This is a genomic window from Micromonospora globbae (assembly GCF_036184225.1).
Lineage (GTDB): Bacteria > Actinomycetota > Actinomycetes > Mycobacteriales > Micromonosporaceae > Micromonospora > Micromonospora globbae.
The window spans coordinates 1,685,028-1,707,229 of sequence record NZ_CP108084.1 but is presented as its reverse complement, the minus strand read 5'-3'; the positions used below and the strand labels follow the sequence as shown (position 1 = coordinate 1,707,229).

The 22,202-nt window shown below is 74.8% G+C and carries 24 protein-coding genes; 8 read left to right on the top strand and 16 right to left on the bottom strand.

The window, feature by feature from the left end:
- Nucleotides 1-9: 9 nt before the first annotated feature.
- Complete coding sequence (locus OG994_RS07560) at nt 10-300, bottom strand: hypothetical protein (protein ID WP_120326969.1); 291 nt, start codon at nt 298-300, stop codon at nt 10-12.
- Between the two features lie 229 nt (nt 301-529).
- Here OG994_RS07560 and OG994_RS07555 point away from each other — a divergent pair, with 229 nt between their 5' ends.
- Together OG994_RS07555 and OG994_RS07550 are read left to right on the top strand one after the other, a co-directional pair.
- Nucleotides 530-1,279: a PIG-L deacetylase family protein gene (locus OG994_RS07555; protein WP_328852642.1), complete on the top strand. Its 750-nt coding sequence runs from the start codon at nt 530-532 to the stop codon at nt 1,277-1,279.
- A gap of 6 nt (nt 1,280-1,285) precedes the next feature.
- Complete coding sequence (locus tag OG994_RS07550; protein ID WP_328852641.1) at nt 1,286-2,038, top strand: DUF72 domain-containing protein; 753 nt, start codon at nt 1,286-1,288, stop codon at nt 2,036-2,038.
- A gap of 39 nt (nt 2,039-2,077) precedes the next feature.
- Here the strand turns inward: OG994_RS07550 and OG994_RS07545 are convergent, their stop codons facing one another.
- The 9 genes from OG994_RS07545 to OG994_RS07505 form a co-directional block, all read right to left on the bottom strand.
- Nucleotides 2,078-2,506, bottom strand: coding sequence for a DUF2267 domain-containing protein (locus OG994_RS07545; RefSeq protein ID WP_120326966.1), 429 nt, complete (start codon nt 2,504-2,506; stop codon nt 2,078-2,080).
- A gap of 294 nt (nt 2,507-2,800) precedes the next feature.
- Nucleotides 2,801-3,673: a DUF72 domain-containing protein gene (locus tag OG994_RS07540; RefSeq protein ID WP_120326964.1), complete on the bottom strand. Its 873-nt coding sequence runs from the start codon at nt 3,671-3,673 to the stop codon at nt 2,801-2,803.
- A gap of 46 nt (nt 3,674-3,719) precedes the next feature.
- Complete coding sequence (locus tag OG994_RS07535; protein WP_120326963.1) at nt 3,720-4,118, bottom strand: TraR/DksA family transcriptional regulator; 399 nt, start codon at nt 4,116-4,118, stop codon at nt 3,720-3,722.
- Between the two features lie 264 nt (nt 4,119-4,382).
- Nucleotides 4,383-5,030 carry a nucleoside/nucleotide kinase family protein gene (locus OG994_RS07530; RefSeq protein WP_328852640.1) on the bottom strand — a complete coding sequence of 216 codons (648 nt, stop codon included), beginning with the start codon at nt 5,028-5,030 and terminating at the stop codon, nt 4,383-4,385.
- A 29-nt stretch (nt 5,031-5,059) separates the two neighbouring features.
- A complete protein-coding gene (locus OG994_RS07525) occupies nt 5,060-5,665 on the bottom strand; it encodes a winged helix-turn-helix domain-containing protein (protein WP_120326961.1) in 606 nt (201 codons plus the stop codon).
- A gap of 299 nt (nt 5,666-5,964) precedes the next feature.
- Nucleotides 5,965-6,558 carry a winged helix-turn-helix domain-containing protein gene (locus OG994_RS07520; protein WP_120326960.1) on the bottom strand — a complete coding sequence of 198 codons (594 nt, stop codon included), beginning with the start codon at nt 6,556-6,558 and terminating at the stop codon, nt 5,965-5,967.
- A gap of 50 nt (nt 6,559-6,608) precedes the next feature.
- Nucleotides 6,609-7,094 (bottom strand): rhodanese-like domain-containing protein, encoded by a 486-nt coding sequence (locus tag OG994_RS07515; RefSeq protein ID WP_120326959.1) that lies wholly within the window; start codon nt 7,092-7,094, stop codon nt 6,609-6,611.
- A 74-nt stretch (nt 7,095-7,168) separates the two neighbouring features.
- The gene (locus tag OG994_RS07510) at nt 7,169-7,621 is read right to left on the bottom strand and encodes a cysteine dioxygenase (protein ID WP_328852639.1); all 453 of its coding nucleotides are present in this window, start codon (nt 7,619-7,621) and stop codon (nt 7,169-7,171) included.
- Nucleotides 7,622-7,791: 170 nt separating this feature from the next.
- Nucleotides 7,792-8,169 carry a cupin domain-containing protein gene (locus OG994_RS07505; RefSeq protein ID WP_120326957.1) on the bottom strand — a complete coding sequence of 126 codons (378 nt, stop codon included), beginning with the start codon at nt 8,167-8,169 and terminating at the stop codon, nt 7,792-7,794.
- Nucleotides 8,170-8,305: 136 nt separating this feature from the next.
- On the opposite strand from OG994_RS07505, the gene OG994_RS07500 reads away from it, so the two are divergent.
- Complete coding sequence (locus OG994_RS07500; protein ID WP_328852638.1) at nt 8,306-9,259, top strand: DUF3500 domain-containing protein; 954 nt, start codon at nt 8,306-8,308, stop codon at nt 9,257-9,259.
- A gap of 30 nt (nt 9,260-9,289) precedes the next feature.
- On the opposite strand, the gene OG994_RS07495 is transcribed toward OG994_RS07500, so the two are convergent.
- From OG994_RS07495 to OG994_RS07470, 6 genes are all read right to left on the bottom strand, one after another.
- On the bottom strand, nt 9,290-10,066 hold the full coding sequence (locus tag OG994_RS07495) for a class I SAM-dependent methyltransferase (protein ID WP_328852637.1): 777 nt from the start codon (nt 10,064-10,066) through the stop codon (nt 9,290-9,292).
- 44 nt (nt 10,067-10,110) lie between these two features.
- The gene (locus OG994_RS07490) at nt 10,111-10,629 is read right to left on the bottom strand and encodes a DUF2231 domain-containing protein (protein WP_120326954.1); all 519 of its coding nucleotides are present in this window, start codon (nt 10,627-10,629) and stop codon (nt 10,111-10,113) included.
- Nucleotides 10,630-10,714: 85 nt separating this feature from the next.
- Nucleotides 10,715-11,455: a GAF and ANTAR domain-containing protein gene (locus tag OG994_RS07485; RefSeq protein ID WP_328852636.1), complete on the bottom strand. Its 741-nt coding sequence runs from the start codon at nt 11,453-11,455 to the stop codon at nt 10,715-10,717.
- Nucleotides 11,456-11,637: 182 nt separating this feature from the next.
- Nucleotides 11,638-13,929, bottom strand: a complete 2,292-nt coding sequence (gene secA2, locus OG994_RS07480) for an accessory Sec system translocase SecA2 (RefSeq protein WP_328852635.1) — start codon at nt 13,927-13,929, stop codon at nt 11,638-11,640.
- An 80-nt stretch (nt 13,930-14,009) separates the two neighbouring features.
- Complete coding sequence (locus OG994_RS07475) at nt 14,010-15,098, bottom strand: zinc-binding dehydrogenase (protein WP_328852634.1); 1,089 nt, start codon at nt 15,096-15,098, stop codon at nt 14,010-14,012.
- Nucleotides 15,091-16,101 (bottom strand): Gfo/Idh/MocA family protein, encoded by a 1,011-nt coding sequence (locus OG994_RS07470; RefSeq protein ID WP_328852633.1) that lies wholly within the window; start codon nt 16,099-16,101, stop codon nt 15,091-15,093. The genes OG994_RS07475 and OG994_RS07470 overlap by 8 nt, the downstream gene beginning before the upstream one ends.
- Before the next feature lie 156 nt (nt 16,102-16,257).
- Here OG994_RS07470 and OG994_RS07465 point away from each other — a divergent pair, with 156 nt between their 5' ends.
- The 5 genes from OG994_RS07465 to ctaD all read left to right on the top strand — a co-directional run bounded on the left by OG994_RS07465 (nt 16,258) and on the right by ctaD (nt 22,102).
- On the top strand, nt 16,258-17,316 hold the full coding sequence (locus OG994_RS07465; protein ID WP_396844458.1) for a glucosyl-3-phosphoglycerate synthase: 1,059 nt from the start codon (nt 16,258-16,260) through the stop codon (nt 17,314-17,316).
- Between the two features lie 49 nt (nt 17,317-17,365).
- A complete protein-coding gene (locus OG994_RS07460; protein WP_120326948.1) occupies nt 17,366-18,571 on the top strand; it encodes a glycosyltransferase in 1,206 nt (401 codons plus the stop codon).
- Between the two features lie 92 nt (nt 18,572-18,663).
- A complete protein-coding gene (locus tag OG994_RS07455) occupies nt 18,664-19,119 on the top strand; it encodes a DUF4383 domain-containing protein (RefSeq protein ID WP_240032786.1) in 456 nt (151 codons plus the stop codon).
- 150 nt (nt 19,120-19,269) lie between these two features.
- A complete protein-coding gene (locus OG994_RS07450) occupies nt 19,270-19,998 on the top strand; it encodes an ATP-binding protein (protein ID WP_120326947.1) in 729 nt (242 codons plus the stop codon).
- Nucleotides 19,999-20,101: 103 nt separating this feature from the next.
- A complete protein-coding gene (ctaD, locus tag OG994_RS07445) occupies nt 20,102-22,102 on the top strand; it encodes an aa3-type cytochrome oxidase subunit I (RefSeq protein ID WP_120326946.1) in 2,001 nt (666 codons plus the stop codon).
- Nucleotides 22,103-22,202 lie beyond the last annotated feature (100 nt).

The window sequence follows — 22,202 nt, the reverse complement described above, 5'->3', positions numbered from 1 at the left end:
GGCGATCGGTCAGTTGGCCGGGCCGTCGGCGCCGCCGTCCTGCTTGCCCGGGGTGGTGCCGCCGTCCGCCGGGCCCTCGGCCGCGCCGTCGGCGCCGCCGTCCTGCTTGCCGGGAGTGGCGCCGCCGTCCGCCGGGCCCTCCGCGCCCTCGTCGGCCCCCCGGTCGAGACCGCGCTCGACACCCTCGTCGGCGCTGCCGTCCGCGCCGCCGTCGCGCTTGCCCGGCGTCGCGCCCCCGTCGGCGGGACCCTCGCCGCCACCGGCGCCGCTGGTCGTCATGTCGTCGTCGCTGAGTGCCATCGCTGCTCCCTCATGCCGCCCCGCCTACGCCGGGGTTCGTCGTGCAGCGGGTGCTACCCCACCCTCGGTCTCCTCTAACCACACCGTAGACGGCCGGTAGGGCGCGCACGGGCGGTTCGGCCAGCGCGGCCGCACCGACGGTCCGACCCGCCGGCACCGGCCGCGCGGACGGCGGGCGGCACGCCGCGGACGGCGGTGGCAGGATGGGGCGGACGCGCAGGAGGTGTCGATGACCGAGCCCACCATGCTTCCGCTCGAACCGGTGACAGAGGACTGGCAGCGCGCGCTGGCGGTCGTGGCCCACCCCGACGACCTGGAGTTCGGCGCGGCCGCGGCCATCGCGCGCTGGACCGGCCAGGGCAAGCGGATCGCCTACTGCCTCGTCACCAGCGGGGAGGCGGGCATCGACGGGATCCCGCCCGAGCGCGCCCGGCAGATCCGGGAGCAGGAGCAGCGGGACTCGGCGGCGCTCGTCGGGGTCGACACCGTCGAGTTCCTCGGGCTGCCCGACGGCGTCCTGGAGTACGGCGTGCCACTGCGACGCGCGATCGCCGAGGTGGTGCGGCGGCACCGGCCCGAGATCGTCATCACGACGAACTTCCGGGAGACGTGGGACGGCGCGTACGCCCTGAACCAGGCGGACCACATCGCCACGGGGCGGGCGGTGCTGGACGCCGTGCGCGACGCCGGCAACCGGTGGGTGTTCCCGGAGCAGCTCACCGACGGCATCGAGCGGTGGGCCGGGGTCCGGCAGGTGTGGGCCGCGGCCTCGCCCCTCGCCGGGCACGGTGTCGACGTGACCGACACGTTCGACCGGGGGGTGGCCTCGCTGCGGGCGCACGAGGCGTACCTGGCCGGGCTGGGCGACGGCGGCTTCGACGCCGAGGAGTTCCTGGAGGGGCTCGCGCGGCCGACCGGCACCCGGCTGGGCGTCCGCTACGGCGTCGCGTTCGAGGTGTTCCGCTTCGACCTCTGGTAGCCGGCGATGATCCTGGTCGGCACCTCGGGATGGCAGTACCGCGACTGGCGCGACCGGTTCTACCCGCCCGGGCTGCCGCAGCGGCTCTGGCTGGAGCACTACGCGGAGCGGTTCGCCACCGTGGAGGTCAACAACGCCTTCTACCGGCTGCCGGAGCGGGACACGTTCGCCGCCTGGCGGGCCCGTACGCCGGACGACTTCTGCGTGGCGGTGAAGATGAGCCGCTACCTGACCCACATCCGGCGGCTCGCGGAGCCCGCCGAACCGGTCGCCCGCTTCCTCGGCCGGGCCACCGCGCTCGGCGACCGGCTCGGGCCGGTCCTGCTGCAACTGCCGCCGACCCTCGGCGCCGACACCGCGGCGCTCGACGGCACCCTGCGGCTGTTCCCGCCGGACGTGCGGGTGGCCGTCGAGCCGCGCCACCCGTCGTGGTGGACGGCCGCCACCCGGGCGGTGCTGGAGCGGCACCGGGCGGCGCTGGTCTGGGCGGACCGCCGGGGCCGGCCGGTCACGCCGCTGTGGCGCACCACCGACTTCGGCTACCTGCGGCTGCACGAGGGGCGTGCGCACCCGCATCCGCGGTACGGCCGCGCGGCGCTCGCCTCCTGGGTGCGCCGGCTCGCCGAGGCGTTCGGCGATGCGCCGGCGTACGTCTACTTCAACAACGATCCGGGCGGGGCGGCGATCGTCGACGCCGTCGCCTTCGCCCGCCTGGCCCGGCGGGCCGGGCTGCCGGTGAGCCGCGTCCCCGCCGGGTGACGCCGGCCCGCCCCGGAGGCGGGGCAGGCCGGCGTCACCTCACGGCATCATCCGGGCCAGGTCCCGGGGCATGGTGTCCTTGACGTCCTCCCACTCGCCCTGGGTGACGTGCCGGCGCAGGGTGTCGAGCACCACCTGCACGACCCGCTCCGGGCCGCCCTCCACGTCGTACGGGAAGCCCTGCCGGACCTCGTAGAGGAAGTCGTCCCGGTTCAGCTTGATCGGCACGTCGGACGGGTTCCACCCGTCGTAGTAGATGCCGCGCACCAGCACCGGCAGCTGCTGGGCGAACTCGGCGCTCTCCTGCACCGGCAGCCGGTCGCGCAGCAGGTGCAGCACCGTGCGCAGCGCCGCGTAGGACTGGTTGCGCTGTTCCTTGGGCCAGCCGTAGGCGTTCTCGATGTCCTTCAGGATCAGGTTCGTCTTGTCCATCGAGGACTCGAACGCCGACACCAACTGCTCAGCCATCTTCCCACCCCCGTTCGTCGGTTACCCAGCGTCGGTCGTCGTCGCGTCGCGGCGGACCCGCCGGTCCGGGACGCGCCCGGACGGGGCTGCGCCGGCCGGCCCGCGGGGCCTGCCGGGCGTCGCCGGACGCGCCGACCACGTGCAGGACGGCCCCGCGCCGGGGATCCGTCACCACCCGAGCCGTCATTCCCGGTCACCTCCTCGTGGTGCGCCGGTCGGTGGACCAACCGCACGCACCCTCCACGGTGCCGCTCGGGTGGGTGAGGTGGCGTCACCCGCCCGGGGTGAGCCCGGTCAGTCGGCGCCGAGCAGCCCGGCGAGGGTGGCGGCGTTGGTCTGCGCGTAGTCGCGGTAGCAGTTGTTCATGAGCACGTGCGTCTCCCGCGCCGAGTCGGCCAGCTCGCGCAGTTTCGGCGCCCAGTCGCGCAGTTCCCGGTCGGAGTAGCGGTAGCCGAACTTCTCGTGGATGTCGGTGCTGGTCCACTTCTCGCTGTGCCCGTGGAAGCGCACCACGGCGAGGTCCGCCGTGGCGGCCAGGACGGGCGGGACGGACGAGCGGTGCCCCTGCGGCATGTCCACGCAGACGTACGGCAGGTGGTGCTTGCGCAGGAACTCCAGCGTCTCGTCCCGGTTGTCCCCGTCGAACCAGGAGGCGTGCCGGAACTCGATCACCGGCCGCAGCGGCGCGCAGCGCTTCGCGACCTCCAGCAGGTACTGCTTGTTGTCGCGCCGGATGGTGAACCACGGCGGGAACTGGAACAGCAGCGCGCCGAGCTTGCCCGCCTCGACGAGCGGGTCGAGTGCCGTGAGGAAGCGCGTCCACACCTCCTCGTACGCCTGCGGCGCGAGGTCGTCGGGATAGACGTTGCGCTTGTCGGTCTGCGGCCGCAGGTCCTTGTAGAGGGCGCTCACCCGGGTGGGGTGCCCGGTGAGCAGGCTGAACGCCTTGACGTTGAACGTGAAGCCGGCCGGGGTGCGCTCGGCCCACAGCCGCGCCGTCCGCTCGGCCGGCGGTGAGTAGTAGGTGGCGTCCACCTCGACCAGCGGGAACTGCCGGGCGTAGTACGCCAGCCGCTTCTCCGGGGTGTCCGCGGTCTGCGGGTACCAGCCGGAGTCCAACAGCGTCCGGTCGGTCCAGGACGCGGTGCCCACCTTGATGTCACCCATGGGTGGAGTCCACCGCGCTCCGGACCGACCGGCAACCGCTGGCTCGTCAGGCCGCCCGCCGCTCCCGGGTCTGCTTGCAGGTGACGCAGGTGGTGGCGGAGGGGAAGATCTCCAGCCGCTCGACGGGGATCGGCGCCGAGCAGCCCTCGCAGAAGCCGTAGGTGCCCTCTTCGAGGCGGGTGAGGGCGTGCTCGTACTGGGCGCGGCGGTCGAGGATCGTCCGCAGCAGGGACTGGGCGGTGTCCCGCTCGGCGGTCTTGGTGCCGCTGTCGGCCTGGTCGTCGCCGGCGGTGTCGCCGACCTCGACCAGCCGCAGCACCTGGCTCTGCAGCACCGCCTGCTCGTACTCCGCGGACAGCTCGTCGTAGCGCGCCTGGAGGGACTGCCGGATCTGGTCGATCTCCGCCTGGGTACGGCCCGTTCCTACCGTGTCGTGGACGAGCATGACTGCCTGCCTTTCCTGGCCTCTGGTCAACCGGGGCCCGGTGCGCGGTGGCCCCGGTCGTCGCGTCCGGTGCACGAGCGGTCACCCGTGCTCTGTGAGCCGGGCGAATACCCACCCCGCCAGTCGATCAAACCGGGGATTTTCCGGACGCCGGTGCGGTTCCGTCACCCCTGCGCCGGAGCGAGCGCGCCACGCCCGCCGGCGCCTCGCCCGCCCGCCCGCGCTGGTGCCGTGCGCCGCCCGCCGGGCTTGCCGTCGGCGCGCTCAGGCGGGCTCCGCGGGCTCGACGAGGGCCGGGTGGCGGGGGTCGTCGACCCGCACGACGACGTCGGCGAAGGAGTCGGGGGCGACCTCCGCGGCGTACCGGTCGAACGCCGGCAGGGTCCGCCGCCGCTCCGGTGCGGTGCGCCGGCGCAGCGCGGCCGGGGAGAGAGCCAGGTGGACGGTGACGTCGAAGGGCAGCCCTCCGCCGAGCAGCAGCGCCCCGCTGACGAGCACGACCCCGCCGGGCGGCAGTCGCACGTACGCCGCGCGGCTCGCCCGGTCGGCGTCGGCGTCCCAGAGCGAGGGCAGCATCCGGCCCGAGCCGCCCGGACCGGCCGGGTCGAGCACCTCCCGGCGCAGGCCGGACTCGTCCACCCAGCCCTCGTAGTACGCGTCCGGGTTGGTGCGCCCCCGTTCGAGGCGGACGGAGGCGGGGCGCAGGAAGTCGCCGGCCCGCACGTGCAGCACCGGACGGCCCCGGGCGCGCAACGGGTCGACCAGGGCCGCCGCCAGCTCGTCGGGGGCCGCGGCGTCCGGGCCGTCGACGCCGACCCGGAGCCGCCCGGTGCCGGTGCCGGCGGCCCGCTCCGCCAGGTGGTCGGTGAGTTCCGCGACGAGCCGCTCGGGCGAGATGGGACGGATGCGCACCCGACCATCCTGCCGGGCCGGCGGCGGGGTCAGCCGTTGCGGTCGACGGTGACCCGCGCGTCGTCGGCGAGGCGGTAGCCCACCCCGTACACCGTCGTGACCAGCGGCACGTCCACGCCGACCTTGCCGCGCAGACGGCGTACGTGCACGTCGACGGTGCGTACGCCGGCGTGCTCGTAGCCCCAGACGGCGTTGAGCAGTTGCAGCCGGGTGAAGACCCGGCGGGGGTGGGCGACCAGGTGCAGCAGCAGGTCGAACTCGAGGCGGGTCAGCGGCAGCGGCTCGCCGTCGCGCAGCACCGAGCGGGACGAGGCGAGGATGTGCAGGGTGGGGATCGTGGGGGCGACCGATCGGGAGGCGGCCCGGTTCGCCGGCACGTCGACCCGACGCTCGACGGTCGCGGGGACCCCGGTCACGGTGCCCTCGCCGCGTTCGATCAGCTCCCGGGCGGCCTCCAGCAACCGGCGCGCGGGCGGCGTCAGCGACTCCTCGCACGCCAGCGGGATGGAGAGCGTGACGGTGAGCACCGGTGCGGGCGTGCTCGCCGGGCGGCGCTGGCCGCCGGGGGGCCGACCGGGAACCGCGGGTTGGGACGTATGCCATCCGGCGCGCGACGAGGCGGGGCTGACCGACATGGTCCTCCTTGGCTGGTCCGGGTATATCCCCACGGCCCGGGACGCCGCTTCATCGATGCTTCCCGGCACCCGTGCGAGGGTCAAGAGGCGGCTGCGTTGCATGAATGTGACAATTGACGAACACATCGGAGCCGAATGCTCGCTCTGCGTACGAGGCCTGATGATTACAGCAGAGCCGCCGAGATGACCCGATACGGGGGGTCCCCGCCCGGTTCACATTCCACGCCGTCCGGCGCGGGCCGCGTCCGGTGAGGATCGTTCACCTCGACCGGGCGCGCTCCCATGTGGATCCGGGGCCGTCACCCGTCCCGCTCCACGGTGATCCGCGCGTCGTCGGCGAGCCGGTAGCCGACGCCGTGCACGGTGGTCACGAGCGGGGCGCCGGGGCCGAACTTGGCCCGCAGCCGGCGGACGTGCACGTCGACCGTGCGGGCCACGGCGTGGTCGTATCCCCAGACGCTGCTGAGCAGTTGCCGCCGCGTGAAGACCCGACGGGGGCGTTCGGCCAGGAAGAGCAGCAGGTCGTACTCGATGCGGGTCAGCGTCACCGTACGCCCGCCGTGGCGCACCACCCGCGGGCCGGCCAGGATGCGGACCTCCTCGGGTCCGGCGGCGGCCGGGCCGGGTGGGAGCGGGCCGGACGCCGCGGGGCCCGGCGCCGGTACGGGCGACGGCGGGCCGGGTACGGCCGGCGCGGCGCCGGCGGCGCGCAGCCTGCCCTCGCCGGACTCGGCGAGTTCACCGATCAGGTCGAGCAGCCGGGCCAGCCGAGGCGTGAGCGGGCCCGGCGGGAGGTCGACGGTGAGGGTGAGGGTCGCGGTGGCGCGGCGCGGCCCGGGGCGGTCGGCGCGGGCCGGTGGGCGGGGTCGGGGCGGGACGGCGACGACGGACATGGTGCCTCCTGTTGCGGCGTACGCCCGCCGCGCCCGGTGGAGCGCGGCGGTCAGCGACGTGCCCGGGCGGCGGTGACCGGGGGCGGGAACGGGGACGGCGGCAGCGGGGTGGGGCCGAGTACCGGCAGGCCGGCGATCCGCCAGGCGGCGAATCCGCCGACGACGTCGGTGGCCCGCCACAGCCCGAGGTCCTTCAGGGCGGCGGCGGCCAGCGAGGAGGTGTAGCCCTCCTGGCAGATGACCACGACGGGCAGGTCGTAGCCGACCGCCTGGGGCAGCCGGGCGGGACAGCGGGGGTCGAAGCGCCACTCGAGGACGTTGCGTTCGACGGCGAGCGCCCCCGGGACGGTGCCGTGCGCGGCCCGCTGGGCGGCCGGGCGGATGTCGACCAGCAGCGCCCCCGTCCGGCAGGCGACGTGCGCCCGTTCGGGGTCGAGCCGGTCGAGCCGGGCCCGGGCGGCGGCCAGGATCTCGTCGATGCCGCGGGAGCCGGGCGGCGGCGAGGCCGGCGCACCGGTGGCCTGGAGCTGGCTCATGGTCGTGTCCTTCCGGTGTCGACAGCGGGACCGGCCGGGCCGGGTGGGCGGGAGCGGACGGCGCGGCGCGGTCGTCACCACGCCACCCCGGCCTCGGCCACCTCGGCGACCCGCAGCCGGCCGCCGGTGAGGTCGTAGCGGGTCATCCGGCGCAGCGCCGGACGGTAGACGTGCACGCTGACCGCCGGGGCGTCGCCCCGGTTGGCGACGAGGTGCACGTGGCGGACGCCGAAGCGCCGGCCGGCGCCGGCGGGCAGCCGGTGGGGGCGCAGCCGGCCGCCGCTGACCGTCTCCTCGGTGAGGACTCCGGCGACGACGAGGAACGCCCCCGCCGAGCCACCGTGGTCGTGCAGGTCCGTGCCCTGCCCCGGCAGCCAGCTGAGCGCCCACACCTCGTGGTCGGCGTCGGCGGCGAGTCGGGCGTACCAGCGGGTGACGGGATCGAAGCGCAGCGGCTCCGGCCACCCGCCCGGGTCCGCCGCCCACCGGGCGGCCACGGCGAGCAGATCGGTGGTGCGGTGGGTCATCGGGCTGTCCTCACGGGTCGGCGACACCGTCCACCATAGCCCATAAACCCTATCGGTTTAGTGGGGATATCGGATACTGGGATTCCGGGTCGTCGCGCTCGGGCGGGCGTTCCCGCTCGCGGACCCCGGCCACCGCTCACGCGCGCGGACCCTTCCGCGGCGCGGCCGGCTCACCGGATGACGGGCGGCTCCACCCGGTAGCCCGGCACCGACGGCCAGCGGACCGTGAGGACCACCGACTCCCGCTCGGCGTACCAGGAGTGGTCGACGCCGGGGCCCCACACCACGTAGTCGCCGGGGGCGCCGAGCACCACCGTGCGGTCCGGCAACTCCACCCGGAACCGCCCGCTCACCAGCACCAGCAACGCCGTGCGCCGCTCCCCGGTCGCCCACCGGGCCCGGGTCTCCCCCGGCGGGTGCACACCCCACTTGATCTCGACGTCGGTGCTGTGCCGGACCTCGCCCGGCGGCATGAAGTGCCCCAGCAGCCATCCACCGTTGGTCGCGCCGTCGACACCCGCGTTACCCACGTAGATCGCGTCGTCCATCGCCCTCCCCCACGCGCGCCAGACCGTACCAGGGCGCCCGCTTCCCGCCGCCCCGCGGTCACTGCGCCCCGGCGGGGTCCCGGCCTTCCCGCCGACATCGCGGGCGGGCCGCGGCCCGGCCCGGTATACAGAGGCGGTGGACGACCCGCTGCCCGAACAGATGCGCGCCGCCGCCGGCGACCTCCTGGCGGCGCTCGACGAGCCGGCGCGGGCCCGTGCGGTGTACCGCTTCGACGACACCGACGCCCGGCAGTGGCTGGAGTACCGGCCGCGTCCCCGGCCCGGCGTCTGCCTGGACGACCTGGGCCGCCCCGCCCGCAAGGCCGCGCACCGGCTGCTGGCCACCGCGCTGAGCCCCGCCGCGTACGCGCAGGCCATGGCGATCGTCGCGCTGGAGGAGGTGCTGGACCGCGCCGAGGGGTGGCGGGGCGGCCGGCACAGCGGCGACTACTGGGTGGCCGTCTTCGGTGACCCCGTGCGGGACGACCGCTGGGCCTGGCGGCTGGAGGGCCACCACCTGTCGGTCAGCATGACGGTGGTGGACGACCAGGTCTCCCCCGCCCCGATCTTCTTCGGCGCGAACCCGGCCACGGTCCGGCACGCCGGGCACCCGGTCTCCCGGCCGCTCGGCGTCGAGGAGGACCTGGCCCGCGCGCTGCTCGACTCGATGGGCCCGGCCGCCCGGGCCCGGGCGATCATCGCCGACGAGGCGCCCGGGGACATCGTGAGCGCCACCCGCCCCCGGGTGCGCGGGCCGGTGGAGCCGCTCGGCGTCCCGGCCGACCGGCTCGGCCCGACCGCCCGGGCGCTGCTCGACCAGCTCGTCGCCGTCTACCTGGACCGGCTCCCGCCGGAGCTCGCGATCCGCGAGGCGCGCCGGCTGGACGGCCGCGAGCTGCACGTCGCCTGGGCCGGCCCGGTCCGGCCGGGCCAGCGGCACTACTACCGGGTGCAGGGTGACGACCTGCTGATCGAGTACGACAACACCACCGACGACGGCAACCACGCGCACACCGTGCTGCGCCGCCCCGACAGCGACTTCGGCCAGGACGTCCTCGCCGCCCACCACACCGCCGCCGCACCCCGCTGACCACTCGGCGGGCGCCCGGCCCCGCCAACCTCATGATCGGCCGGAGCGGGCGGGGCGGTGAGCCTCGACGAGGAACCGGCGGGCGTGGGCCACGAACGGGCCCTCGGCCAGGATGCGGCGGTGCAGGGCGTACAGCTGGGGGCGGTACCGGTCGACCGTGAAGCCGGGCACGGTCCAGACGACCTTGCGCAGGAACCAGACCACCGCCGCGATGTCGTTGAAGACCGTCCGCAGCGTCGCCTCCCGCAGGTCCACCACGGTGAGTCCGGCCGCCCGGGCCGCCGCCACCGCCTGCCGTGGATGCCGCTGCGCGGGCGGAGGCAGCGGTCCGAGGATGGCCTCGCTCAGCTCCCGCACGGTGCCGGGACCGATCTGCTGGGACAGGAACGTGCCGCCGGGGCGGAGCACCCGGGCCGTCTCCGGCCAGTCGGTGCGGACCGGGTGCCGGCTCACCACGAGATCGAAGCTCGCGTCGCGGAACGGCAGCGGGGCGTCCGGGGTGACGGCCACGACGGTGGCGCCCAGCGGGCGCAGCGCCCGGCGGGCGACCGGCACGTTCGGCGGCCAGCCCTCCGTGGCCACCAGCAGCCGCGGCGGCCGGGGCACCTCGGCGAGCACCTCGCCGCCGCCGGTGTCCACGTCCAGGGCCGCGTCGGCGGTCGCCATCCGCTCGGCGACCATGCGGGCGTACCCCCACGGGGGACGCTCCTCGGTGGCGCGACCGGCCAGCCAGTCGAACGCCCAGCCCTCGACCGGCGCCGCGGCGCCCTCCACGATCAGTCGCGCGAAGTCCGGATCGGTGTCCACCGGGCGAGGGTGCCGGCCGGCGCCGGCCGGCGGCAACCCGTTTGTCAGCGGCCGCGCAGGGACCGGGTCGGGGTGACGATCTCGACGGTCGAGCCGGCCACGCCGTCGAGCGCGTCGAGGCTCGTGGTCTCCGCGGCCCGGCCCGCGTCGAACCGGCGCACCAGACGCGCGCCGAGCCGTACGCCGACCCCGCCCACGGCGAGGGCCAGCACCTCGACGGCGAGCAGCGCGACCGAGGCGCCCCGCTGCGGGGAGTCGGCCCGGATGAGGCAGGCCAGCAGGAAGAGCCCGGCCGTCGCCAGGTTCACGAGGTTGAAGGCGATCGCCGTCGCGCGGGTGCGGTCACCCGGCACGTCCCACAGGTCGACCATCCCGGCCACGGCGGTCAGCGCGGCGCTCACGAGCGCGGCGACCGCCGTCCAGTAGCCGACCTCGCCGAGGAACGCGGGCCCGCCGATCACGTCGGTGAGGTCGAAGATCCCGGCGCTGACGAAGAGCCCGTACGGGAACGTCACCAGCATCGGTTGGATGGGGTGCCCCTGCACCCGCAGTCGGCTCTGCATCGTCCCCTCCTCTGGTCGCCTCGCCCCTGAGCCCAGGGTGCTACCCGGGTGCGAACGGGCCGAAACGACGCGGAGGGGACGGCCGTCAGTTGTCCCGGGGTCGGGAAACGGTGCGGACCAGGCGTTCGGCCACCTCGCGCAGCGGGATGTCGAGCGACGAGGCGGCGGTGCGGAGCACCTCCAACGCCTCCTCGGCCGGGCAGCCGCGCTGCGTCATGATCACCCCGATGGCCTGGCCGACGACCCCGCCGTCGAGCAGGGAGGCGTCCCGCTCGCCGGCCGCCTCCAGTTGGCGGGCGCGGTCGCGGACGGCCGCCAGCAGCAGGCCGGCGTGTTCGGCGAGCAGCATGGCCGTGAGCTGGTGCTGAGGTGTGAGCGCGTCGGCGGCGCCCGCGTACAGGTTGACGGCGCCCAGCACGTGGTCGTCGACGTCGAGCGGGGCGGAGATCACCCCGCGGACGCCGAGGTCGACGGCGCGGGGCGTCCAGTCCGACCAGCGCCGCTCGTGGCGCAGGTTCTCCGACAGCACCATCTCCCGCCGGCGGATCGCGTCCATGGCCGGCGTGTCCGGGCCGTGCCGCAGGTCGTCCAGCCCGGCGAGGCGCGGATCGGAGGCGGCGGCAGCGGCCGGCTCCCCGGCGCGCAGGGCGGTGAAACCGCACCAGCTCACCCCGGCCACGGCGTCCCGGGTGATCCGGACCAGCGCGGCCAGCGCCTCGTCGAAATCGGTCGCGGCGATCAGGCCGGCGGTCAGCTCGCGCAACAGCGCGGCGGTCTCCAGGACGCCGACGGTCGCGACCGCCGGCTGGTCGGTGTCGAGGTTCACCGGCGCCCAGCCCCCGCTCCGCCGCCGGCCACGGCGCGGTCGGCCGGTGCCATCACCTGTGTCATGCTCTGTTCTCTCCCGAGTCTTCGGACCCGCCCTCCTACCCCCGCGTACACGGGTCGAAACGGGCCAAAACGGGGCCTGCCCGGCACCGGCCTGCGCCGCGCGGGCCCCGGGTGACGTCAGCGGGACGCGCCCGTGAGCCGGCGGCCCACCGAGGCGATCAGCCGGTCGAGCTCCGAGCCGAACGGGTTGTCGTGCACGAGGTACGTCCACGTGGCGCTCGGGCGGACCAGCGCGGCCTCGTCCGGCTCCCAGTCCTCATCGAATTCGGTCTCGGTGAAGGTGGCGATGGTGCGCGCCTCGATCTCCGGGATCAACGCGTTGAACGCCGGGACCGCGGCCCGGTGGAACTCGTCCAGCGGGTCCAGCCGGCCCAGCGCGCGCAGGTGCACGCCCTCGCGGACCTCCGACAGCTCGGCCAGGTGCTCGGCCCAGAGCCGGTCGAGGTGGTAGAGCGCGATCGACCGCGCCACCCGGCAGAGCAGGTCCTCGTCCATCTCGCCGGCCTTCTCCGGCACCTTGTCCAGCAGCATCAGCGCCGCCACGTCGGTGGTGAGCAGCCGCTCCCGCCGCTCCGCGAGGGCCTTGCGCTGCTGCTCGATGACCACGCTGTAGCGCCACGTGTTGCGGTGGATCTCGTGGTCGACGCCCTCAGCGACCCGCTGGGCGTGCTCCACCGCGTAGTCGACCTGCTCGTCGGTGACCAGGCCGTCGGCGTGCATCCGCGGCGACGGCGGCACCACGTCGGCGGCGTGGCGGACCACCAGGTCGTCCTCGAGGCTGACGAAGAACACCGAGCCGCCCGGGTCGCCCTGGCGGCCGGCCCGGCCGCGCAGCTGGTCGTCGACCCGGCGGCTGTCGTGCCGGCCGCTGCCGATCACGTAGAGGCCGCCGAGGGCGGCCACCCGCTCCCGGTCGGCCTGGTCGCTGCCGCCCAGCCGGATGTCGACGCCCCGGCCGGCCATCTGCGTGGAGACGGTCACCGCGCCGAACGCGCCGGCCTCGGCGATGATCGCCGCCTCCTCGTCGTCGTTCTTGGCGTTGAGCACGGCGCACGGCACACCGGCGGCGTGCAGGCCGGCGGCGAGCTGCTCGGACTCCTTGACGTCCAGCGTGCCCACCAGCACCGGACGGCCGACCTCGTGGCAGCGCCGGATCTCGTCGATCAGCGCCTCCTCCTTCTCGGCCCGGGTGGCGTAGATGCGGTCCGGCTCGTCCTCGCGGATGCACGGGGTGTTCGGCGGGATCACGGCGACCTCGAGGCCGAAGAACTCGCGCAGCTGGTCACCGACGAGGACGGCGGTCGCCGTCATGCCGCAGACCCTCGGATAGAGGCCGATGAACGCCTGCACGGCGATGGTGCCGAGCACCTCGCCCTCGGCCGTCGCGTCGAGGCCCTCCTTGGCCTCCACGGCCGCCTGGAGCCCGTCCGGCCAGCGCCGCCGCTGGGCGACCCGGCCGCGCATCTCGTCGATCAGCTCCACCGACCCGTCGCGGACGATGTAGTCCACGTCACGGTGCAGCAGGGCGTGGGCGTGCAGCGCCACGTTCACGGCCGAGAGCTGCTGGACGTTCTCCTCGTCGTACAGGTCGATGCCGAGCTTCGCCTCGACGGCGGCGAGCCCGGCCGAGGTGAAGGCCACGCTGCGGCCGTCCTCGGCCACCGTGTAGTGCTTGCCCTTGCGCAGGCCGCGCACCAGGGCGGCGGCCGTGTGCACCGGGTCCTGCTCGCCGGGGACCGTGCCGGCGAGCACCATCGGCACCCGGGCCTCGTCGATGAGGATCGAGTCGGCCTCGTCGACGATGGCGGTGCTCAGCGGCCGCTGGACCCGGTCGGCGATGTCGGTGACGAGCTGGTCGCGCAGGTAGTCGAAGCCCGCCTCGCTCACCGAGACGTAGGTGACGTCGCAGGCGTACGCCTCCCGGCGCTCCTGCGGGGTGGACGCCTCGTTGACCCAGCCCACGGTGAGGCCGAGCAGGGTGTAGACCGGCTCCATCCACTGGGCGTCGCGGCGGGCCAGGTAGTCGTTGACGGTGAGCACGTGCACCGGCCCGTTGCCCATCCGGACGTGCCCGTACGCGGCGATGGCCGCGGTGAGCGTCTTGCCCTCGCCGGTGGCCATCTCGGCGACCTTGCCGGACAGCAGCGCCATCGCGCCGAGCAGTTGGACGTCGTACGGGCGCTGGTCGAGCCCGCGCCGGGCGGCCTCCCGGCCGATCGCGCAGATCTCCTCGTAGCCGGTGGCCTTGCCGGCGGCCTCGGTGAGTTCGGCGTCGTCCAGCGCCGCGAGGTCGTCCTCGCGCGCGGCGATCGCCGGCAGCAGCTTCTCCAGCGGCGCGAGGTCCACCGTCGTGCCCGGGCGCTGGAGGAACCGCCGGAACCTGCTCTTCAACCGTTGCGACACACCCATGAGCCGCAACGGTACGCGAACTCGGCCGCCTTCCGCGTCCCGCCCGGTCGGCATGTCGGCACGGGTGCCCGACCGGCGCCTCAGACCGCCAGCACCACCTGGAGCTCGTGGCGCCGCCGGGCGGCGAGGTCGGTCAGCACGGCGGGCGCCTCGTCGAACGGCACCACCGCCGAGACGAGGTGCTTCCCGATCGCGTCGCCGTCGTCCCGCAGCAGGTCGACGGTCGCGGCCGAGAGGCGTTCCCGGTCCCAGGTGGGAGCGAGACCACGGGGCACCCGCCCGATCTGGGCGCACCGGACGGAGAGGCCGTTGTGGTGGAATTCCTCCCCGAGGCGCACCTCGTCGGCGCCCGCCTGGTAGAACGCCAGGTCGATCACGGTCCCCTGCGGCCGCAGCAGGCGCAGCGCCAGGTGCAGGGCCCACGCCTGGCCGCGGCACTGGAACACCACGTCGGCGCCCCGGTCGCCGGCCGCGTGCGCCCAGCGGGTCTTGAGCACCACGGCGGGGTCGTCGGCGTCCGGGTCGAGGGCCTCCAGCCCCAGCACCTCGGCGACCTGCCGCCGCTGCGGCGTCGGGTCGAGCACCACGACGGAGGCCGCGCCGTGCCGCCGGGCGAACAGCGCCGTGAGCAGGCCCACGACCCCGCACCCGACCACGGCGACGCGGCGGCCGGCCACCCCGTCGTCGAGGGAGCGCACGTCGCTCCCGTGCAGGTCGGCGGCGGCGTGCAGCAGCCCGTTGGCGCAGATCGGGCCCATGTGGGCGGCGTAGACGCCGAGCAGCGGGTCCAGGTCGTCGGGGAGCGGCACGAACCGCTCGGCCAGCGGGTCGGCCACCCAGCCGGTGCGGTGGCCGTACGTCATGGCGCCGACCGCGCCCTCCGCGACCGCCGGGGTGGCGCTCTCGACCACCCGGCCCACCTGCATGTAGCCGAGCCGGGTCACCGGGTACGGGCTGCTCGGCGGACCGGGGCGGAACAGGCCGAGGTCGGCGTCCCAGGTGACGTTGAGATAGGGGTTGGTGCCCTTGACGTAGCTGAGTTCGGTGCCCGCGGAGACGCCGCTGAACAGCGTCTGGACCCGGAACGTGCCGGGTCGCAGCGGCCCGGCGTCCTGCTCGACCACGCGTACGCGGCCGGGGCCCTCGACGACCACGACCCGGTCACGCATCGACGGTCACCCCGCTGGCCGGGAGCGTCGCCGGGGCCGGCTGGTCGAGGCGTACGGGGCGTCCGGCGCGGGCCGAGTCGGCCACGGCCAGCGCCAGCCGGTGGGTGGCCAGGGCCTCGGCGTACGGGACGCGGACGTCGTCGCCCAGGCCCCGGACGGCGTCGACGAAGGCCCGGTCGACGGCCACCCGGGCGGCCTCCGGGTCGGCGGGCAGGCGCCGCTCCCCGTCGCCGTCGCAGACGAGCAGGCCGTCCTCGGTCAGGGTCAGCGCGAGCCCGTCGGCGAGGATCTCCACCCCGGCGCGGTGCTTCCAGCCGAGCACGCAGGCGGCGGTCAGGGTGCCGACGGCCCCGCCGGCGAAGCGGAGGGTGGCCGCCGTGACCGAGTCGATGTCGGCCCCCTCGACCGGCGGGGGGCTCCCGTCGCCGTACGCGGTCGCCTCGGTCGCCTCGCCGACGAGCAGCCGGACGAGGTCGAGCACGTGGGCGGCCTGCTCGACCACGGGGCCGCCCGAGCCGTCGCGCCGGCACCACCAGTCGACCGGCGGCACCCTGTCCCACCAGGCGCCGCTGACCATCCGCACGGTACGGCCGGCGAGCAGGTCCCGCGCGTGCTGCACCACCGGCAGGTACCGCCAGTGGTGCCCGACGGCGGTGAGCAGCCCGCGCCGGGCGACCAGGTCGGCGATCCGCTCGGCGGTGACGAGGTCGACGGCGACCGGCTTCTCCACGAACATCGGCACCCCGGCGGCCACGACCGCCTCCTCGACGGCGCCGTGGGCGAACGGCGGCACGCAGACGTACACGGCGTCCGGCCCGGCCGCGAGCAGTTCGTCGACGTCGCGGAAGGTCCGGGCGCCGTGCGTGCCGGCCAGCGCCGCCGCCGCGGCGGGGCGCACGTCGGTCACCCCCACCAGTTCGACGTCCTCGAATCCGGACAGCACGCGGGCGTGGCGCTGCGCCACCCCGCCGGCACCGACCAGTCCCACCCGGCACGTACGCATGCGACCCGCCCTCTCCCGCCAGGGATTCGTGTATCGACGCAAGCACTCCCCCGGGGGCCGGGCAACCAAACGTTCACGATGAGGGAACCCGACGCGGCACGAATCGTGATCAAGCTGGTAGGCATGATCCGGTTAGCGCGACGCCGGCACTGGGAAATGCGAGGCCGTGTTTTCCGCCACGATCTGGGGGTGTGTCCCGTGCGGGAAAGTGATTCGACCGTCTCTCCGGTGGTGGAGGCCTGGGCCACCTACCGGACCACGTCGGCCGCCGAGTGGAACGCCCGACGGCTGGTCCGGGCCAAGGGGGCGAGCCGGGTGAGCGTCGTGCTGCCCGCGCGCAACGAGGAGGCGACCGTCGGTGCGATCGTGTCCACCATCCGCGAGCACCTCATGGACCGGGTCGCCCTCGTTGACGAGCTGATCGTGGTGGACTCGCGGTCCACCGACCGGACCGCGCAGGTCGCGCGGGCGGCGGGCGCCGAGGTGGTGAGCCAGGACGCGATGACCCGGGGGCTGCCCCGGCTGACCGGCAAGGGGGACGCCCTGTGGGCGGGGTTGGCCGCCGCCGAGGGTGACGTGGTGGCGTTCGTCGACGCCGACCTGCGGGAGTTCCGCCCGCACTTCGTGACCGGGCTGGTCGGCCCGTTGCTGACCGACCCGTCGGTCGAGTTCGTGAAGGGGTTCTACCACCGGCCCCTGGTCGGGGCGACGAGCGTGGAGCCGGACGGTGGCGGGCGGGTGACGGAGCTGATGGCCCGGCCGCTGCTCAACCTGTTCTGGCCGGAGCTCGCCGGATTCGTGCAGCCGCTCGCCGGCGAGTACGCCGGCCGCCGCGACGTCCTCGCACAGGTGCCGTTCGTCTCCGGCTACGGCGTGGAGACGGCCATGCTCATCGACCTGCTCGAACTGGTCGGGCTGGACGCGCTGGCGCAGGTGGACCTCGGCGAGCGCAAGCACCGGCACCAGGACACCGCGGCGTTGGGGCGGATGTCCGCCCAGATCCTGCTGACCGTCTGGTCCCGGTTGCAGCGCCGCGGCTGGGCGGCGCCGGGCGCGGACCCGACCCCGCTGCTGACCCAGTTCCGCCGCGGCGGCTCCGAGGCGCTGCCCAACCTGGAGCGGGAGATCGTGGTGAGCGACGTGTCCATCCAGGAACGTCCGCCCCTCGCGGAGCTGCGGCACCGGGTGCCGCGCCGGCGGATGGCGGCGGCGTGAACGGCCGGCCGTCCACCGCCCGCCGCGCCCACGGACGGAGGCGGGCGCGATGAGCCTCACCGTGCTGATGAACGCCGGCCCCTGGCTGTCGGTGCCGCCGCCCGGCTACGGCGGCATCGAGAACGTGATCGCGACGCTGGTGCCGGAACTGCGGCGCCTCGGGGTCCGGGTGGTGCTCGCCTCGGTGGGCGACAGCACCCTGCCGGTGGACGAGCTGGTGTCGGTCTTCCCCGAGGGCCAGTTCGCCTCCCTCCAGCGGCCGTACAACCAGGTCTGCGGCGTCGCGCAGGCGCACCTGGCGGGCGTCGTCCGCGAGCTGCACACCCGCGACGACATCGACCTGGTGCACGACCACGTCGAGGCGGTGGGCCTGGCCACCCTCACCGCGATGGGCGCCGACGCCCCGCCCGTGCTGCACACGCTGCACTGGGACCTGGCCAAGCACCCCGCCCTCTACGGGACCCTCGACGGCGGCGGCCGGGTACGGGTCAACGGCGTCTCGGCCTCCCAGCTGGCGCGGGCGCCGCAGGCGCTGCGGGACCACTCGGTCGGGCACGTGCACCTGTCCACCCCCCTCGCCGTGGACGCCGACCGCCGGCCCCGGCCCGCCAAGGGCGACCACGTGGTGGTGCTCGGCCGGATCAACCCGGGCAAGGGCCAGGACCTCGGCGCCCGGCTCGCCCACCGGGTCGGCTTCCGGCTGGTCCTCGCCGGCCCCGTCGGCCCGTACCACCGGCCGGAGGACCTCGCCGCCGCCGGCGAGGAGGCCCGTCAGAACCCCGACGTCCGCTTCTTCGTCGAGGAGGTCGCGCCGTACGTGGACGGGGACCTGGTGCGCTGGGTCGGGACGGTCGCCGGACGGGAGCGCGACGACCTGCTGGCCACCGCCCGGGTGGCGCTGTTCCCGCTGCGCTGGGAGGAGCCCGGCGGCACGGCCGTGGTCGAGTCGCTGGCCCTGGGCACCCCGGTGGTGGGGATCGCCCGGGGCTGCCTGCCCGAGCTGGTCGCGCACGGCCGCACCGGCCTGCTCACCGCCGACGAGGAGGAGCTGGGCGAGCTGGTGCTCGCGGCGAGCGTCCTCGACCCGGACGAGTGCCGCCGCGAGGCGGTCGCCCGGTTCACCCCGGCGGTGATGGCCGAGCGGTACCTCACCCTCTACGAGCGGGTCCGGAAGCTGGCCGCGACGCCCCGCCGGCCGGCCTGGCGGGAGGAGTCCCACCTCACGGCGTTCGACATGGCCGGGGGTCCGTCGTGACGCCGGCGCCCCGCCACCGCCGGGCGCGGTTTGTCCGTCCCGATCCCGGGTAGCCGCGCCCCGGCCGAGGCCCGCAGAGGGAGGAGACGGCGGTGACCGGACCCATGGCCCACTCCCGCGCCCGGGCCAACCCGGCGGACGGCAAGCCGCCGGTACGCCGGGCGGCCGGTGTCGTGGGCGTGGTCTTCCTGATCGTCGGCGTGCTCGGCTTCGTTCCCGGGGTCACCGACCCCATCGGGGACCTGCGCCTCGCCGGCCACCACTCCGGGGCCACGCTGCTCGGCGCCTTCCAGGTCTCGGTGCTGCACAACCTCGTCCACCTCGCCTTCGGGGTGGCCGGCCTCGTCATGGCCCGGACGGTCACCCGCGCCCGGACCTACCTGGTCGGTGGCGGCGCGATCTACCTGGTGCTCTGGCTCTACGGGCTCGCCGTCGACGCCGACAGCGGCGCGAACGTCCTGCCGCTCAACGCCGCGGACAACTGGCTGCACCTGGGACTCGGCGTGATCATGATCGCGCTCGGGGCGCTGACCGGCCGACGCCGCTGAGCCGAGCCCGCGCGGACGCGGGCACGCTCGGCCGCGGCGCCGTCGCGCTCCGATCCCGGGAGCGCGAGGGCGGCTCGCGTGAGGCCGGTTTCGTCGGTCGGGGCGGGGGGTAGTTCCTGAGTCCCACCGACGAGACGCGAAGAGGTCCTGATGTCGAGCCGGATCACCTGCGAGGTGCGCGAGGGTTCGCCGGTCACCGTCGTCCGTCTCGACGGGACGCTCGACCTGGGCACGATGCGTGCGGTCCACCGGGCGCTGGACGCGTGCCTCACCGCGCAGCCCGACGCCCTCGTGGTGGACCTGGGCGGGGTCGCCGTCCGCGACCGCCTGGCGCTCTCGGTGTTCGCGGCGGCGGCCCGCCGCGCCGAGGAGTGGCCGGCCGTGCCCGTGGTGCTGTGCGCCCCGCCGCCGCCCGCCGCGCGGTGGCTGGCCGAGTCGACCACCTGCCGGGTGGTGCCGGTGCGGCGGGACTGCGACGAGGCGACCCGCGCGGCCCGGGCCGCGGTCGCGCCCCGGCTGGGCGCCCGCCTGGAGCCGGTGGCCGAGGCGTGCCGACGCGCTCGGGAGCTGGTCCGGGACGCCTGCGCCCGGTGGAACCTGCCGGAGGTGGCCGGGCCCGCCTCGGTGGTCCTCAGCGAGCTGGTCGCCAACGTCGTCCGGCACGCCGGCACACCGATGCAGGTGACGCTGACGCTGCGGCCGCCGTATTTGCATCTCGCGGTGGTCGACGGGTGCCGCAGGTCGGTGCAGGCCCGCGCGCCCCAGCCGCGCGCCGAGGGCGGCCGTGGCCTGTTGCTCGTCCGGGAGCTGGCCCAGCGCTGGGGCAGCGCGCCCGTCGGGGACGGCAAGGCGGTCTGGGCCATGCTGCCGGTGAACTGACCGGCACCGCGAATTGAGCAGATTTACCCCTTCGGCCTGGTTTCATAGGGAGCGGGTCGGGTAGGCACGCCCGTCCCCTTGTGCCGACCATGAGGTGAGAGCCATGCCCGAGCGGGTGACGACGGAGCCAGGCCGAGATCGGGGACCGGCGATCCTGGCGCCAGCCCGCTTCGGCGGGTACCCCGGGCCGCTCCGCAAGTCCCTCCCCGGGTCCTCGCTCATCCGGTTCCTGGCCACCACCGACCACAAGCAGATCGGCATCCTCTACCTGCTGACCTCGTTCGGGTTCTTCCTCGTGGCCGGCCTGGAGGCGATGCTGATGCGCGCCGAGCTGGCCCGGCCCGGGATGCAGTTCCTGTCGCCGGAGCAGTACAACCAGCTGTTCACCTCGCACGGCGCCGTCATGCTGCTGCTGTTCGCCACCCCCGCGGCGTTCGGCTTCGCGAACTTCATCGTGCCGATCCAGGTCGGCGCGCCGGACGTCTCGTTCCCCCGGCTCAACGCGCTCGCCTACTGGCTGTTCCTGTTCGGCGGCCTCATGGTGATCAGTGGCTTCGCGACGCCGAACGGCTCGGCCGACTTCGGCTGGACCGCGTACACGCCGCTGAGCGACGTGGAGCACTCCCCCGGCGTCGGCGCGAACCTGTGGGTGCTCGGGCTGGTCGTCTCCGGCCTGGGCACGATCCTCGGCGCGGTCAACATGATCACCACGATCCTGACGCTGCGCGCCCCCGGCATGACCATGTTCCGGATGCCGATCTTCACCTGGAACATGCTCTTCGTCAGCGTGCTGGTGATCCTGGTCTTCCCGCTGCTCGCCGCGGCGCTGCTGGCCCTCGCGGCCGACCGGCTGATCAACGCCCACGTCTACGACGCCGCGACCGGCGGGCCGATGCTCTGGCAGCACCTGTTCTGGTTCTTCGGCCACCCCGAGGTCTACATCATCGCGCTGCCGTTCTTCGGCATCATCACCGAGATCATCCCGGTCTTCTCCCGTAAGCCGATCTTCGGCTACACCGGTCTGGTGCTCGCCACCATGGCGATCACCTTCCTGTCGATGACCGTGTGGGCGCACCACATGTTCGCCACCGGCCAGGTGCTGCTCCCGTTCTTCAGCATCCTCAGCTACCTCATCGCCGTGCCGACCGGCGTGAAGTTCTTCAACTGGATCGGCACCATGTGGAAGGGGCAGATCACGTTCGAGACGCCGATGCTGTTCGCCATCGGCTTCCTCGTCACCTTCCTGCTCGGCGGCCTCACCGGCGTGCAGCTGGCCGCCCCGCCGGTCGACTTCCACACCCACGACACGTACTTCGTCGTCGCGCACTTCCACTACGTGCTGTTCGGCACCGTGGTGTTCGCGCTCTTCGGCGGCTTCTACTTCTGGTGGCCGAAGTTCACCGGGCGGCTCCTCGACGAGCGGCTCGGCAAGGTCCACTTCTGGACGATGTTCCTCGGCTTCCACGGCACGTTCCTCGTGCAGCACTGGCTCGGCAACGAGGGCATGCCGCGGCGGTACGCCGACTACCTGCCCACCGACGGCTTCACCACGCTGAACACCATCTCGTCCATCTCCGCGTTCGTGCTCGGCTTCTCCACGCTGTTCTTCATCTACAACGCGTGGAAGTCCTGGCGGTACGGGGCCATGGTCACGGTCGACGACCCCTGGGGCTACGGCAACTCGCTCGAGTGGGCCACCACCTGCCCGCCGCCGCTGCGCAACTTCGACCGGATGCCCCGCATCCGCTCCGAGCGGCCCGCGTTCGACGCGAAGTACGGCCCCGTCGTCGCCGACCTCGGCCGCGACCTCCCGCAGCGCACCACCCGGCCGCCGCAGGAGTTCCGCGAGGAGATGCGCCACGTCCGCAAGGTGCCCGAGTCCCCGGCCGCCGAGGGCGCGCACGGCCCGCGCGAGGCGACCGAGTACACCCCGGCGCCGCAGTCCGGCGCCCGCCCGGTCAACGTGCCGGACCCGGAGCACGTCCGCCGGCCCAGCTTCGAGGAGACCGACGAGCCCGAGGAGACCCGGTTGGGCGCCCAGCGCGCACCACAGGAGAACGACGAGTGGCGGCACCCGCGCAGCCACGGCGACCCGCCCGAGTGACGCGACGGCACGACGGCCGCGGGGCCGGCACCCTCTCCGGGTGCCGGCCCCGCGCCGGTGTGGGTGGACGGCGCCCGCCCGCGGTCGCCGTCGACCGGCC

What these genes read in the sequence shown, in the direction of transcription:
- OG994_RS07470 (WP_328852633.1), bottom strand. Translation starts at nt 16,101, where the DNA reads ATGCGTACGTGCCGGGTGGGACTGGTCGGTGCCGGCGGGGTGGCGCAG.
- secA2 (WP_328852635.1), bottom strand. Translation starts at nt 13,929, where the DNA reads ATGGGTGTGTCGCAACGGTTGAAGAGCAGGTTCCGGCGGTTCCTCCAG.
- OG994_RS07505 (WP_120326957.1), bottom strand. Translation starts at nt 8,169, where the DNA reads ATGGACGACGCGATCTACGTGGGTAACGCGGGTGTCGACGGCGCGACC.
- OG994_RS07450 (WP_120326947.1), top strand. Translation starts at nt 19,270, where the DNA reads ATGTCGAGCCGGATCACCTGCGAGGTGCGCGAGGGTTCGCCGGTCACC.
- OG994_RS07510 (WP_328852639.1), bottom strand. Translation starts at nt 7,621, where the DNA reads ATGACCCACCGCACCACCGATCTGCTCGCCGTGGCCGCCCGGTGGGCG.
- OG994_RS07560 (WP_120326969.1), bottom strand. Translation starts at nt 300, where the DNA reads ATGGCACTCAGCGACGACGACATGACGACCAGCGGCGCCGGTGGCGGC.
- OG994_RS07460 (WP_120326948.1), top strand. Translation starts at nt 17,366, where the DNA reads ATGAGCCTCACCGTGCTGATGAACGCCGGCCCCTGGCTGTCGGTGCCG.
- OG994_RS07525 (WP_120326961.1), bottom strand. Translation starts at nt 5,665, where the DNA reads ATGTCGGTCAGCCCCGCCTCGTCGCGCGCCGGATGGCATACGTCCCAA.
- OG994_RS07550 (WP_328852641.1), top strand. Translation starts at nt 1,286, where the DNA reads ATGATCCTGGTCGGCACCTCGGGATGGCAGTACCGCGACTGGCGCGAC.
- OG994_RS07540 (WP_120326964.1), bottom strand. Translation starts at nt 3,673, where the DNA reads ATGGGTGACATCAAGGTGGGCACCGCGTCCTGGACCGACCGGACGCTG.
- OG994_RS07545 (WP_120326966.1), bottom strand. Translation starts at nt 2,506, where the DNA reads ATGGCTGAGCAGTTGGTGTCGGCGTTCGAGTCCTCGATGGACAAGACG.
- OG994_RS07555 (WP_328852642.1), top strand. Translation starts at nt 530, where the DNA reads ATGACCGAGCCCACCATGCTTCCGCTCGAACCGGTGACAGAGGACTGG.
- OG994_RS07520 (WP_120326960.1), bottom strand. Translation starts at nt 6,558, where the DNA reads ATGTCCGTCGTCGCCGTCCCGCCCCGACCCCGCCCACCGGCCCGCGCC.
- ctaD (WP_120326946.1), top strand. Translation starts at nt 20,102, where the DNA reads ATGCCCGAGCGGGTGACGACGGAGCCAGGCCGAGATCGGGGACCGGCG.
- OG994_RS07465 (WP_396844458.1), top strand. Translation starts at nt 16,258, where the DNA reads ATGCGAGGCCGTGTTTTCCGCCACGATCTGGGGGTGTGTCCCGTGCGG.
- OG994_RS07515 (WP_120326959.1), bottom strand. Translation starts at nt 7,094, where the DNA reads ATGAGCCAGCTCCAGGCCACCGGTGCGCCGGCCTCGCCGCCGCCCGGC.
- OG994_RS07535 (WP_120326963.1), bottom strand. Translation starts at nt 4,118, where the DNA reads ATGCTCGTCCACGACACGGTAGGAACGGGCCGTACCCAGGCGGAGATC.
- OG994_RS07475 (WP_328852634.1), bottom strand. Translation starts at nt 15,098, where the DNA reads ATGCGTGACCGGGTCGTGGTCGTCGAGGGCCCCGGCCGCGTACGCGTG.
- OG994_RS07490 (WP_120326954.1), bottom strand. Translation starts at nt 10,629, where the DNA reads ATGCAGAGCCGACTGCGGGTGCAGGGGCACCCCATCCAACCGATGCTG.